Genomic DNA, 13,574 nt, shown 5'->3' on the forward strand with positions numbered 1-13,574 from the left:
ACATGCAGGTAGGGGTTTTGTCTTTAAGTAGGAACTACAGAGATTCGCAGGCACGTCCTAGGGACGGGCCAGCACACAGAATTTCTTGACGACCATAGAGCATTGGAACCACCTGATCCCATCCCGAACTCAGCAGTGAAACGATGCATCGCCGATGGTAGTGTGGGGTTTCCCCATGTGAGAGTAGGTCATCGTCAAGATTCAAACCCAAAGCCCCTGTCTGCGATGCAGACAGGGGCTTTGTCTTTTTCGGGTTTCAATATCGGTTAGAACTGATAGCTGACTGTGGCGCTCACATTGCGCTCTTCACCCATGTAGCAGTAGTTCAGGCTGGCACATGAGGTGATGTAGCTTTCATTGGTAAGGTTGTTGGCGTTCAAGCGCACATCCACACCCGTCAGGCCGACCTTGCCCAGGTCATAGCCGATAGAGGCGTCGAACAGGGTGTAGGAAGGCACCTTCATGCTGTTTTCCGCATCGACCCAGCTGTACCCCACATATCGCACCCCACCGCCCAGCCGCAGGCCATCCAGTGCCCCCTGGCGGAAGATATAGTCGGCCCACAGCGAGAGCATCTGTTTCGGCGCCTGAGTCGGCGAATTACCCTTGTTGTCCACGTTGCCTGAGACAAGGCTCGGCATTGACTTCGAATACTCGATATCGGTGAAGGTATAGCCACTCAGCAGTTTGAGGCTGTCGGTCAGCTGTACATGGGCCTCAAGCTCCAGCCCTTGCGAGCGGACTTCACCGACAGGGCGATAGAAGTCTTCGTCAGGCTGTTTAGACGCCAAATTCTCCTGCTCGATGCGGAACACCGATGCGGTGAACAGGTTGTCGCTCCCTGGTGGCTGATATTTGATGCCGGCTTCCCACTGAGTGCCCTCCGTCGGTGCCAGCGGCCGGCCTTGCTGGTCGGACACGGTGTTCGGGTTGAACGACTCCGAGTAGCTGATGTAGGGCGCAATGCCGTTCTCGAACAGGTAGAGCACCCCTGCCCGGGAGGTGAACCTGGAGCGTTGATCACTGACCTTGCTGTCGCTGTCACGGTTCTCTTCGGACACCTTCACCCAGTCCTGGCGCAGCCCCAATGAAAAGCGCCACTGGTCCAGCTCCACCAGATCCTGCAGGTACACACCCGTTTGTTGCAAGCGCCGCTGGTAGCGGTTCTCGCCCAGTACCTGAAGATTGCCATTGCCGTACTGTGGATTGCCGGCATCCAGTGGGCCGACGGTGCCATAGCGCCATGCCACGTCGGCTTTGCGCCGCTGGTAGTCAGCCCCCAGTAGCAAGGTGTGTTTGGCCGCCCCGGTAAAGAATTCTGCCTGCAGCATGTTATCAATGATGTACGAATGCAGACGCTCGTCGCCGCCGGTATAGGCGCGATTTAACATGTTGCTGTCAACATCTGCCCAGCCGGCGGAGTACACCTGGTCCATCGACACGTCGGAATCCTGATAACGGAAGTTCTGCCGCGCTGTGAACACATCATTGAAGCGATGCTCAAACTGGTAGCTGAAGGATTGCTGCGTGCGCTCGTAGTTGTCGATGCTCGGCTCGCCTTCGAAGAAATGGTCTGACAGGCGCAAACCGTTGCGCTTGTGCAGCATGCCATCAGCAGGGTTACCGCCGTGGTACCCACCGTCAGGGTCGTGCTGCAAATAGGCCTGCAGCGTGAGTGAGGTGTCTTCGGTGAAGTCGACACTGATAGCAGGGGCGATGGCGTAACGTTCTTCCTTGTTGTGGTCGAACTGAGTGTCGGAAGCATCCGCCAAACCCGTCAGGCGATACGCAATGCGTTTGTCGTCATCCACAGGACCACTGAAGTCGAAGCCCACGCCACGCTGGCCCTGAGTACCTACCGTGGCCTGAACCTGATGGTAAGGGGCAAAGAGTGGCTTCTTGGTGGTCAGGGCTACCAGGCCACCCGGCGAGCTTCGCCCGTACAGTACCGAAGACGGTCCCTTGAGAATGTCGATGCGCTCAAGAAAGTATGGGTCTACCTGCATCGTGCTGTAGGTGCCGTTGTCGCCCATTGACTTGAGCCCATCGACGTAGATGTTGTCCACCGATCCGTCGTTGAAGCCGCGCATGGCTACATAGTCATAGCGATGAGTGGCACCGTAGGGGTTGGTCAGTACTCCTGGCGTGTAGCGCATGGCCTGGGCAACGGTCTGAGAGCCCTGATCGTCCATTTGTTGGCGAGTGACTACCGAGACCGATTGGGATGTCTCCACCAAGGGCATGCTGGTCTTGGTCGCCACCTGGCTGTGTGTGGCGTTGTAACCCTCCATGCTGCCCAGTGCGTTGCCGAGGGAGAAACTACGGATGTCGGTGTCTGGCAATGCCAGGGCGGCGTTCTGACGCTGTGCCTGCAGCACATAGTTACGTCCCCCCTGGCTGACGGCTTCCAGCCCGCTGCCATTTAGCGACTGGCGCAGCGCCTGATCGGTGGTGTACTGCCCCTGCAGTCCGTTGGAATGCAGGCCATCGGTCAGCTGAGGCGTGCTCGATAGGGTGATGCCGGCCTGACGAGCGATCTTGTTGAGCACATCGGTCAGTTGGCCAGCCGGTATTGCATATTCATGGCTCACTTCGGCTGTGTCGGCCGCTACGGAAAGTTGCGGAGCAGTTGCCAGGCCCAGGGCGGTACCAAACAGAACAGCCCGGATGGCGTGGCGCAAGTGAGCTGATTGCAGGACTGGACGAATATCATTCGGGCTGAAAGTGTGGGTTAACACCGGGTTGGTAGGCATGAAGGGTCCGTTAAAGTGTCGAGGGCAGAAAGTGTTGCTTACTGTCCTAGCCGGACCTGGATTCAAAACCCGCCAGAAATCGATAACGCCTTATCAGGTCATGCTCTCTACATGCACCCACCAGCGTGTACGTCGACGAAGTCGTACGGGCAACGTCTGTGCTAGCAGCCGAAGCAGTTGTTCCGGGTCTTCGAGGCGGAACACCCCCGACAGGCGCAGGTCGGCAATCTCATTGCTGCAGCCCAGGTAACCATGGCGATAGCGGCTGACCTGCGCGAGGAAGTTGGAGAGGCGCATGTCCTGAGTGACGATCAACCCTTCAGTCCAGGCCATCGCATCCATCTCCATGTGCGCGAGCCGGTGCGCACCTTGAGCATCCAGGCGCCAGTTCTGGCCACCTTCGATCCACTGAAGTTGGCCAGTACCAGGCCGGTGTATCGCCACTTTGCCGTGGCTGACGCTGACACGTGTGCAGTCGCTATCCTGATAGGCCACAAAGCGTCCTTCGAAGCCTTCCAGCAGCGCGTCGCGGGTTTGTACCAGCAGGGGATGCCGGGGGTTGCAGTTGATCATCAATTCCCCATGCTTCAAGCGGACCAGACGCTGTTGATCATGGAAGGCCAGGTCCACGGCACTGCAGGTATTGAGTTGCATCAGTGAGCCATCGGGCAGGGTGAAGACGCGTCGCTCGCCCGTGCCGGTGGCATAGTCTGACGTCCAGGCACTCACAGTATCGAGGTCTTTGGCCAGCCAGCTCGCAGATCCTGCCATGACAACGCCGCCAAGCAGCTTCAGCGCCTGTCGGCGGCGCAGGCGCTGCTGGCTGGTTTCCAGTGTCTGCAATGCCAGCCCGGCACCGGGAATAGCGCGCAGGTCAAGGTCCTGATGAAGGTGAACCACACGCTGCCAGGCCTGTTCGTTTTCGTGGTGGCTGCTGCGCCAATGCGCGCACTGTTGTTGCAGAGCTGGATCGTGCCCGCTTTCACGCAGCCGCAGCATCCACTGAATGGCCTGCCTGACCGTTTTTGTATCAGGGCGTGCGACGGTCATGGATTCAGCAGTCGTCTTCATAGCGCAGCACGTAGCAGTGATAGAGCGCATCGGCGATGTAGCGCTCAACGGTGCGCACGGAGATCCCCATCTGTTCGGCGATGGCCTGATGCTTCAGCCCCTCGCATTGAGCCAGCAGGAATGCGCGACGGACCTTGGGTTTGAGGCCGTCGAGCATGCGTGCAATACGCTCAAGCAATTCCAGCAGCAGCTCGCGGGTCTCGACTGAGGGGGCCAGGGCTTCCGGCACATGGGCCAAAGCCTCCAGGTAGGCCCTGTGCAGTTCCTCGCGGCGCCAATGATCGATCACCAACCCACGCGCTACCGTGCGCAGGAAGGCCCTGGGAGCATTCAGCTGCAATTGCTCACGACGCTGTAGCAAGCGGACGAAGGTATCTTGGGCGAGGTCAGCCGCATCGGCTGCATTGCCGAGCTTGCTACGCAGCCAGGTATGCAACCAGCCGTGGTGGTCACTGTAGAGCGTTTGCACGGAATCGTTGCTGGGCATGGAGGAGGGCGCCGGCATCAATGGACGTTAATGATAATTAGTCTCATTGTTGGCGGAGCAAGATTAATTTGCAACCCATCAATTACCGCGTAAAGCCGGTAATGGGCTAACGCCCCAATTGCGTATCCAGGTAATTGCGGATCACCCGCGCCCCGCCATTGAGGTGCCGTTCCAGCACCGCTACCGCTTCGTCCACCAGCTTGTCGCTGGCTGCATCTACCAGTGCGTTGTGATCGTCCTGAGTGAGCTTGCCCAGGCCCATGGACGAAAGATGGAAACGCAGGAAGCGTTCTTCCTCGTTCAGTTCGTTCTCGATAAGGCGCAGTAGTTTCTTGTTCGGCGCCTTGCTGTACAGCGCCATGTGGAGCAGGCGGTTGAGGCGGCCAATTTCGGTGTGGCTGGTCTCGTTCTCCAGTTGCTGGATATACCCGCGGGCGCTGGCGATGTCGCTGGCATCAAGCAGCGGGATAGACTGGCGCAGCGCCTCGCTCTCGAGCAATACGCGAAGGGCATAGGTGTCCACTGCATCCTCGCCGATCAGCGGTGCAACGACGGCGCCCTTATGCATCTCCACCTTCAGCAGGGACTGCGCTTCGAGCTGGCGCAGGGCTTCGCGCACGGGCATGCGGCTAACGCCGTACAAGGTGGCGAGCTCTTGTTGGCGAACCGCAGTACCAGGGGGCAAGCGCCCATCGAGAATGGCGCTGCGCAGGCGTTCTTCGATCACGGCACGGGCCTGATGCGGCAACAACTGCTCGCTGGCCAGCACATTGCTCAATTTGATTTTCTTGGCCACGCGACGCCTGCCTCAACGATGACTATATTGGATCCAATGACACTAGTAACAGCTTGTGAGGGTGTCAAACCTGCACCCACACTGGTACGGGCGCCCCAAAAGCGCGGCTATGGTGGAGGAAGTCGCACGTCAAAGGAAGCTGCCTATAGAAAGATGTAAGCAGAAAGTATAGGCGGGCTGACAGCCGGGTGCGTGATTGCAGGGTGCCATTGTCTTTTGCGGTGGCAAGCCCCACCATCGCTGCTTTCGACTGGTCTGAACAGGGCTTCGCAGTGGCGATATCCTGGTTGCTCAAAACCGTAGTGCGATATGTCGGCTTTGCCGCGCTGCTGGGCAGTCTTCTGCTGGGCGGCTTGCACGCGGATTGGGATTTCTCCCAGATCAGCCGCAAGTCGCAGGCTCTGTACGGCCCACTAGGTGCCGGGCAGGGGCGCATCGATGCCTGGCAGAGCCTGATGGCCACGCAGAAGCAGGGTACCGAGCTTGAACGGTTGCAAGTGGTCAACCGCTTCTTCAACCAGCAATTGCGTTATGTCGAGGATATCGATCTGTGGCATGAGGTCGACTACTGGGCCACACCTGTGCAGGCACTGATCAAAGGTGCAGGGGACTGCGAGGATTACGCCATCGCCAAATATTTCAGTCTACGGCGCATGGGAATCCCCAGCGAAAAACTGCGCATCACCTACGTCAAGGCGCTGCGGCAGAACCGGGCACACATGGTCCTGACCTATTATTCAAGCCCACAGGCCCAGCCTTTGGTGCTGGACAGTCTGATGGATGCCATCAAGCCGGCAAGCCAGCGTACCGACCTGCTGCCGGTGTACGCCTTCAATGGCGAGGGGTTGTGGCTGACGGGCGCCGCAGGGAACAAGAAGGTTGGTGATACCAAGCGGCTGTCACGCTGGCAGGATTTGTTGAAGAAAATGCAGGCCGAAGGGTTCCCGGCCGAGCCGGTTTACTGAAGGAGCACAGATGTCACTGTTCAAACAATTGCTGTTGGCCATTTGCCTGTTCCTGGTGGTCGCCTTCAGTGGCAGTTTCATGGTCAGCCTGGAAAGCTCGCGCAGCCAATACGTCAACCAGCTGCGCTCGCACGCCCAGGATGCGGCCACCGCGCTGGCGCTTTCGCTGACGCCGAATATCGACGACCCAGCGATGGTCGAGCTGATGGTCAGCTCGATTTTCGACAGTGGTTACTATGCAAGCATCAAGGTCGTCGACCTGGGTTCCAATGCCGTGCTGGTGGAGCGTCATGCCGAGCCAGACCCTGGCGGTGTGCCGCTTTGGTTCGTGCGCCTGATCGGCCTTGAGGCCGCCGGCGGCGATGCAATCGTCAGTCGTGGCTGGCAGCAGGCCGCGCGCGTTGAAGTGATCAGCCACCCGATGTTCGCCATTGCCAAGCTTTGGCAAAGTGCCTTGGGCAGCCTGGGTTGGTTGCTGTTGTGCGGTGCGGCCAGTGCCGTGCTCGGTGCTTTGCTGTTGCGTCGCCAGTTGAGGCCGCTGGACTACATGGTCGAGCAATCCCACGCTATTGCTCGCCGCGAATTTCTCAGCCTGCCAGAGTTGCCACGCACGCCGGAGCTACGGCGCGTAGTGCAAGCGATGAACCAGATGGTCGAGAAACTCAAAGCCCTGTTCACCGAGCAGGCCGAGCGCAGTGAGCGGCTGCGTGCGGAGTCCTACCAGGACAGCCTGACCGGGCTGTCGAACCGCCGCTATTTTGAAATGCAGCTGAACAATCGGGTAAGCAACCTGGAAGACGCGCGCGCCGGCTACCTGCTGTTGCTGCGGGTTCAGGGCCTGGCTGGCCTGAACGCCCGCCTTGGCGGCCAGCGTACCGACCAGTTGCTGCAAGCGGTAGGTGAACAGCTGCGTCGTACTTGTGCCAGCTACCCGGAAACCAACGACCTCATTTCCCGCAGCCGCGGCGGTGAATTTGCAGTGCTGGCACCGGGCATGGTGCATGAGGAGGCCGTACACCTTGCCCAGGCCCTGGAGGCAACGTTGCAGAGCCTGCACGAAACGGGGGCCAGTGATATAGACCCGGTGGCTTGTATAGGCCTGGCACCATTCAGCCCTGGTGATTCACCACAGGCATTGCTGAAGCTCGCCGACGAGGCTCTGGCCCGCGCTGAGAACCAGCCAACGCCGGGCTGGGTATGCCTTGAGCAAGGTGTTGCTGCGGTTGCCGCAGATAGCCAGCATGCCTGGCACGAACGGCTCGACCAGGCGTTTATCAATGGGCATTTCGAGTTGTTCTTCCAGCCAGTGATGGAGTGCGCTTCCTCGCAACGGGTACTGCACCACAAAGTTATTTCGCGTTTGCGCGATGGCCAGGGCGAGGCCTTGCCGGCGGGCCGCTTCCTGCCTTGGCTGGAGCGCTTCGGCTGGATGCCGCGGCTGGATGTGCTGGTGCTGGAGAAAGTGTTGGCGCACCTGCGAGGGCATGACCAGGTGCTGGCGTTGAACCTGTCCGCCGCCACCCTGGCCGACCCCAAGGCCCTTCAACGCATTTTCGAGCTGCTGGGCCAGAATGCGGCGCTCGGCCCGCGGCTGGTTTTTGAAATTGGCGAGGAGCAGTTGCCTGAGCAGGCAGCATTGGAGCAACTCACCCGGCGCCTGCATGGGCTAGGTTTCGGGTTGGCTTTGCAACGCTTCGGTGGGCGCTTCAGCATGATTGGCAACCTGGCGCACTTGGGCCTGGCGTACCTGAAGATTGACGGCAGTTACATCCGCAACATCGATCATGAGCAGCACAAGCGGCTGTTCATCGAAGCGATCCAGCGTGCGGCGCATAGCATCGACCTGCCGCTGATTGCTGAGCGAGTCGAGACGGAAGGGGAGCGGTTGGTGTTGCTGGAGATGGGAGTAGGCGGGATTCAGGGGCAACTGGTGGGTGAGCCTGCGCCTTGGCGCTGAATGGCCTCTCTCGCGCCGCTGTAGGAACAGCCTAGAGCCGCAAAAGGGCCGCATAGCGGCCCCAGGTTCACGTAGCGATGTGCAGGGCTGCTTGTACAGCCCTGTCGCGACACGAGGCCGCTCCTACAGCAATGGCGAAACCAGCAGGTCGGCTATCACCGCTCGCGCAGCGCTTCCGAGCGCGCCTTCATGATCGGCTTGAGCAGGTAGCTCATGATGGTTTTCTTGCCTGTCATGATGTCCACCGTCGCCACCATCCCCGGAATGATCAGCAGTGGCTTCTCATCAGTCCCCAGGTGGCTGCGATCAGTGCGCAGCTTGATCAGGTAATACGTAGTCTTCTTGTCTTCATCGGTAATGGTGTCGGCGCCAATCTGCTCTAGCTTGGCCTTGAGCCCACCGTAGATGGTGTAGTCATACGCGGTGAACTTGACCGTCGCTTCCTGGCCAGGGTGCAGGAAGGCGATGTCTTTGGGCAGGATCTTTGCCTCGATGACCAGCGTGTCGTCCAGTGGCACGACTTCGATGATATCGCTGCCTGGCTGGATTACCCCGCCAATGGTGTTCACCAGCAGTTGCTTGACGATACCGCGTACTGGCGAAGTGACAAGTGTGCGGTGCACCCGGTCGTCCAGCGCCTTGCTGGTGGCGGTAGCCTTGTTCAGTTCGGTGCGTGCCTCGTTCAGCTGGGTCAGCGCTTCACTTCGGAACTTGCCACGCGTCTCTTCGATCTTGCTTTGCACCTCGCGAATGGCCGCCTCTGCGCGCGGGATCGCCAGCGCAGTGGAGTCCAGCTGACCGCGATTTTCCACTTCAGCACGGCGCAGGCGCAGCACTTCAACCTGGGAAATCGCGCCGGTTGCCACCAGCGGTTCGGACATACTGATTTCCTTGCGCAGCAGCTCAAGGCTGTTGGCGTACTGGGTGCGCTTGGAGCTGTATTCGCGCAGTTCCTGCTGGCGTTGGACCAACTGCTGTTGCAGGCCGCCAATTTCGTCCTGCAGTTGCTGGCGCCGGCTCTGGTACAGCGACTCCTCACTGGCCGCCTGGTTTGGCGCGGCTTTACGCAGCTTTTCGTCGATTATCAGCGGGCTGTCCTGTACCTCGGCACTCAAACGTTCGACCCGCAGGGCCATGGCCAGGCGGTCAGCCTCGGTTTCACCAACGTTGGAGGCGAAGCGGGTTTCATCCAGGCGCAGCAATGGCTGGCCCACTTCGACGATCTGCCCCTCCTTGGCGAAGATTTCGGCGACGATGCCGCCCTCCAGGTTCTGGATCTTCTGTACCTTGGAAGAGGGAATGGCCTTGCCTTCACCCCGCGTAACTTCGTCGATGGGCGCAACGCTGGCCCATACAATCAAGAATACGAAGAACAGGATCACGCCCCAGATGGTCAGCCGCACCACCCGCGGTGCATCTTCGATCAGGGCTTTGTTTACCTCGGGCAGCGGCTGGCCGCCAAGCGAGTCGCTGCCTTTGAAATAGCGCCGCAGGCCGTCCTTGAACTGCCCCATATCCAGCTTATGCAACACTGATCTGCCCCTTCTTCAGTGCATCCATGACCGCGGCTTTCGGGCCGTCGGCGACAATCTGCCCGCGATCGATCACGATCAGCCGGTCTACCAGTGACAGCAACGAGGCACGGTGCGTGACCAGCAGTACCGTCTTGCCCTCCACCACCGCCTGCAGGCGCTGCTTGAGGCGTTCTTCACCGGTGTTGTCCATGGCGCTGGTCGGCTCGTCCAGCAGCAGGATCTGCGGGTTGAGAAGCAGCGCACGGCCCAAGGCGACGTTCTGCCGCTGGCCGCCGGACAGGTTCTGCCCGCGTTCACCCACTTGCAGCTCGTAGCCGTCGGGGTGCAGCCGGGCGAATTCATGTACGCCCGCCAATTCAGCGGCCTGCAGGATCAATTCGTCCTCGATGTAGCGGGCGCCGCTGACCAGGTTGTCACGCAAGGTGCCGGCCAGCAGCTGGATGTCCTGTGGGACGTAGCCGATGTTGTGGCGCAGTTCGCTGACATCGATCTGGCGAATGTCGACGCCATCGACCAGCAGCGAGCCACCATCGGCCTCGTACAGGCCGACAATGAGCTTGGCCAGCGAGCTCTTGCCCGAGCCGCTGCGACCGATGATGCCGACCTTCTCGCCAGGGCGGATGGTCAGGTTGATATTCTTCAGGGCCAGGTTCTGCTGGTTCGGATAAGTGAAGTCGACACCGCGGAACTCGACGCTGCCCTGTAGCACCTTGCGGCTCAGCGGGCGCTCTTCGAAGTTGCGCTCTTGGGGTAGATCCATCATGTGGTCGGTGGAGACCATGGTCACCTTGGCTTGCTGGTAGCGGGCGAGCAGGCCGTTGAGTTGGCCCAACGGGCCGAGGGCGCGGCCGCTGAGCATGTAGCAAGCCACCAGGCCGCCCATGCTCAGGTTGCCGTCGATGATCAGGTACACGCCGACGCAGATCATTGCCACGCCTGCCAGTTGCTGGATCAGCAGGGTGATGTTCATCGCCAGGCTCGACAGCACTTTCACGCGCAGTTCCAGCCGGCTCAGGGTGCCGAGGGTTTGCTCCCACATATACTGGCGTTCGCTTTCGGCGTTGTTGACCTTTACCGCATCCAGACCCGCCAGGGTTTCGATCAGGCTGGACTGGCGCTCTGATGCCAAAGCCATGGTCCGCTCCATGGTCGCCATCAGTGGCCGCTGCAGGGCGTAGCCGATGCCCAGAGCCAGCGGGAAAGCGATGATCGGTATCCACACCAGGTGCCCGCCAATGATGGCGATGACGATCAAAATCAGGATGGTAAAGGGCAGGTCGATCAGGCTGGTCAGGGTCAGCGAGGCGAGGAAGTCGCGCAGGCCCTGGAACTCGTGAATGTTCTGGGCAAAGCTGCCGACCCGCGCCGGCCGGTACTTCATCGACATGCCGACGATACGTTCAAACAGCGTTGCCGAGATGATCAGGTCGGTCTTCTTGCCTGCCAGGTCCAGGCACAGGCCGCGAAGGCCTTTGAGGATCAGGTCGAAGATGTACGCGCCGGCGATACCGATGGCCAGTACCCAGAGCGTCGAGGTGGCCTGGTTTGGCACCACCCGGTCATACACGTTCATCACGAACAGCGGCGCGGCCAAGGCGATCAGGTTGATCACCAGGCTGGCGGCGATAGCGTCGATATACAACCACTTGCTGCGCAGCAGGGTGTCGCGGAACCACGACTTCGCGCGTGGGATGAGGTTGCCGTGGTTGACATCGAACTTGTGCTGCGGCTGCGCGAAGAACACGCGGCCGCTGTAGTCGCTTAGCAGTGCTTCGCGGCTGACGTGCACCTCGCCACCGTCGCTCTCGCTGAGTAGCAGGCGCGCGGTGTCATCGTTCTCCCAGCCGAGCAGGACGGCGCTGCGGCCCTCCTTGAGCAGCAGCATGGCCGGCATGGCGATACTTGGGATCTGCTCCAGCTTTCGCTGAAGCAGGCGCCCCTGCAGGCCTGCCCGGGCTGCAGCGCGGGGCAGCAGTTCAGGGCTCAGGCGCTGGGCGGGTAGCGGTAGGCCTGTTGTCAGCATGACCCGGCTGGCGGGCTTCTGGTGCAGGACACACAGGCTCAGCAGACTATCCAGCAGGGGATCGTCATGCTGACTGCGTGGATCGTGGCTGAGTTGGACTCGACTGACTTCGGATTCCACGCGGCGCTCTCTTCATCCTTGTGGTGGGTGGGGTGGGTGTGCCGTCGTTAAGGTCGGGTCGGCTCACCCTGGCTCTCTATTGGTACGGCAAAGCTGTGCTGATTAGGGTTATCACGCCCCGGTGCTTGAGCAGCTGGCCAATGTTCGCCTTGAATCGGTGTTGAGTAAACAATTCTACGTGCTTCATTTTCACCAGACTTAGCGGGGCAATGATTGTTTCATTTTTGATCCAGCCATCATCCGGCTTGTTGCAGCATAGCCTGCCACTCAGCCAAGGGAAGCAAGGGCTGTGGGTTCCAGCTTAGTCATTGTCAGTAAACAGGCGCTGGTTTGTTGGCGCATATCCGTGGCTTGTTAGTCAAAATTCATCTATAGAAAGCAGATCCTTTGCTTTCTTGCATTCAATATTCGCAAGCGATTTCCCATGATAGGGAGGCCAGTATTTGCGCACTCGTACGCCATGTCTTTGATTTGCGACAAATCGCTGCTTGTGGCTTGCGCAGCGTTGAAAGCCTGGTGTGCCTCGAGCGAGCAAGCGCTCCCGGGTCATGCTGGTTATCGACCTCTGCCTGGCCGCATTCCGGCAAGGTTTGTGCTTATTCGGCAATCAGTGTCCGGGCATTTGACAGTGATCTGGATATTGACGCCAGTAATGCTGACATTGCCGAAGGAGGACAGTCTCGCCGCATGATTTACGGGTGTTGAGGTGTATGAAAAAGTGCTGGAGCTGACGGCTTAACACCCTTTAGATGATGTAAGACATTTGTCCTAAGGAAACGCTTGGCTAAGGTACAAATATCAATGTGACATTACATTGCCGATTGTTTAGGATGGCATGTATAAGGTCAATAGTTTGGCAGTTAGGCAATTCCAAAAAGTTATAGACGGAATATTGACGTCAAAAATCGTCAAGAGATCATCGACATAGTTCCGCCTGAAGTGGCTAGCAAGCGCCGCTCTGGCAGGGAAGTACCCATCGGGTCACACGGAGAGTCCAATGAGCAGCGTTGTAGCCATCGTCAAAAGCATTGTCGGCCAGGTTATTGCGGTATCCCCAGAGGGCATCCGGCGTGTACTTATCGAAGGTGACCGCCTGTTGACCGGTGAGGAAGTGCTCACCGGTCCTGGTGGCGCAGTTACTCTGGAGCTGGCTGATGGCCGTACGCTCGATCTGGGCCGTGACAGCCAATGGAGCGCCGATGCGCCTGACAGCAGCACCGACCTGAGCCAGGCGGCAGCCCAGGCCGCGCCTTCGGTGGAAGAGCTGCAGCAGGCTATTGCTGCTGGTGTTGACCCGACTACTGAGCTTGAAGCTACCGCCGCTGGCCCGTCATCAGCGGGTGGTGGTGCGCTGGGCGGTGGCCACAGCTTCGTGATGCTCGAAGAAACGGCTGGCCGTGTTGACCCGACGGTTGGTTTCCCGACTGACGGGCTGGGCTTTGCGGGCGTACTCGATAACGAAGAAGTGGGCCTGCTGGACACTAACGGCAACAACCTGGTGACCACACCTACGGATACCAACGTTGCTACTGAGCTGACGCTTGGCGCAACCCCTTCTATCAGTGAAGCGGGTGGCGTAATCGTTTATACCGCCACCGTTGGTCAGGCGCCGACCACCAACCTGGTAATTACGCTGTCCAACGGTGCCGTGATCGTTATTCCGGCTGGGCAGACCAGTGGTAGTGTCAACGTCGTAGTTCCGGCAAACGACACGCCCTACATCGACGGGGGCCAGATTTCGGCGACCGTGACCGGCAGTACCGGGGGTGGCGGGCTGACGGTGACATTGCCGCAAACGCCAGCGGTTACCCAAGTGACCGATACAATCGACACCACCACTGCAACCCTGACGGCGAGCCCGTCGGTC

9 protein-coding genes and 1 rRNA gene are annotated in these 13,574 nt (G+C 59.6%); 4 read left to right on the forward strand and 6 right to left on the reverse strand.

Translation table 11 applies throughout. The features are described 5' to 3' along the window. Positions 1 to 84: 84 nt before the first annotated feature. Positions 85 to 200, forward strand: a 5S ribosomal RNA gene (gene rrf, locus BJQ17_RS28415). A 66-nt stretch (positions 201 to 266) separates the two neighbouring features. Here rrf and BJQ17_RS28420 read toward each other — a convergent pair. The 4 genes from BJQ17_RS28420 to BJQ17_RS28435 form a co-directional block, all read right to left on the reverse strand. After that, positions 267 to 2,681 carry a TonB-dependent siderophore receptor gene (locus BJQ17_RS28420; RefSeq protein ID WP_070096951.1) on the reverse strand — a complete coding sequence of 805 codons (2,415 nt, stop codon included), beginning with the start codon at positions 2,679 to 2,681 and terminating at the stop codon, positions 267 to 269. A 165-nt stretch (positions 2,682 to 2,846) separates the two neighbouring features. After that, positions 2,847 to 3,803, reverse strand: coding sequence for a FecR family protein (locus BJQ17_RS28425; protein ID WP_083285128.1), 957 nt, complete (start codon positions 3,801 to 3,803; stop codon positions 2,847 to 2,849). A 4-nt stretch (positions 3,804 to 3,807) separates the two neighbouring features. Continuing rightward, complete coding sequence (locus tag BJQ17_RS28430; RefSeq protein ID WP_003256011.1) at positions 3,808 to 4,311, reverse strand: sigma-70 family RNA polymerase sigma factor; 504 nt, start codon at positions 4,309 to 4,311, stop codon at positions 3,808 to 3,810. 106 nt (positions 4,312 to 4,417) lie between these two features. Further along, on the reverse strand, positions 4,418 to 5,107 hold the full coding sequence (locus BJQ17_RS28435; protein WP_003256010.1) for a GntR family transcriptional regulator: 690 nt from the start codon (positions 5,105 to 5,107) through the stop codon (positions 4,418 to 4,420). A gap of 203 nt (positions 5,108 to 5,310) precedes the next feature. Here BJQ17_RS28435 and lapG point away from each other — a divergent pair, with 203 nt between their 5' ends. Both lapG and lapD read left to right on the forward strand, forming a co-directional pair. After that, positions 5,311 to 6,072, forward strand: coding sequence for a cysteine protease LapG (gene lapG, locus BJQ17_RS28440; protein ID WP_011953175.1), 762 nt, complete (start codon positions 5,311 to 5,313; stop codon positions 6,070 to 6,072). A gap of 10 nt (positions 6,073 to 6,082) precedes the next feature. Continuing rightward, a complete protein-coding gene (lapD, locus tag BJQ17_RS28445) occupies positions 6,083 to 8,029 on the forward strand; it encodes a cyclic di-GMP receptor LapD (protein ID WP_003256007.1) in 1,947 nt (648 codons plus the stop codon). Between the two features lie 155 nt (positions 8,030 to 8,184). Here the strand turns inward: lapD and BJQ17_RS28450 are convergent, their stop codons facing one another. Further along, the gene (locus BJQ17_RS28450) at positions 8,185 to 9,543 is read right to left on the reverse strand and encodes an HlyD family type I secretion periplasmic adaptor subunit (RefSeq protein ID WP_014859068.1); all 1,359 of its coding nucleotides are present in this window, start codon (positions 9,541 to 9,543) and stop codon (positions 8,185 to 8,187) included. 7 nt (positions 9,544 to 9,550) lie between these two features. Further along, a complete protein-coding gene (locus BJQ17_RS28455) occupies positions 9,551 to 11,707 on the reverse strand; it encodes a type I secretion system permease/ATPase (protein WP_003256004.1) in 2,157 nt (718 codons plus the stop codon). A gap of 997 nt (positions 11,708 to 12,704) precedes the next feature. Between BJQ17_RS28455 and BJQ17_RS28460 the strand changes: the two genes are divergently transcribed. Further along, on the forward strand, positions 12,705 to 13,574 hold an 870-nt coding region (locus tag BJQ17_RS28460; protein ID WP_060546681.1), incomplete at its 3' end, for a retention module-containing protein.

Source organism: Pseudomonas sp. NBRC 111139, assembly GCF_001753955.1.
In the GTDB taxonomy this organism is placed as follows: Bacteria; Pseudomonadota; Gammaproteobacteria; order Pseudomonadales; family Pseudomonadaceae; genus Aquipseudomonas; species Aquipseudomonas alloputida.

Excerpts from the sequence above, each read along its gene's own strand:
- lapD (WP_003256007.1), top strand. The coding sequence starts at position 6,083 with ATGTCACTGTTCAAACAATTGCTGTTGGCCATTTGCCTGTTCCTGGTG.
- BJQ17_RS28450 (WP_014859068.1), bottom strand. The coding sequence starts at position 9,543 with ATGGGGCAGTTCAAGGACGGCCTGCGGCGCTATTTCAAAGGCAGCGAC.
- BJQ17_RS28425 (WP_083285128.1), bottom strand. The coding sequence starts at position 3,803 with ATGACCGTCGCACGCCCTGATACAAAAACGGTCAGGCAGGCCATTCAG.
- BJQ17_RS28430 (WP_003256011.1), bottom strand. The coding sequence starts at position 4,311 with ATGCCCAGCAACGATTCCGTGCAAACGCTCTACAGTGACCACCACGGC.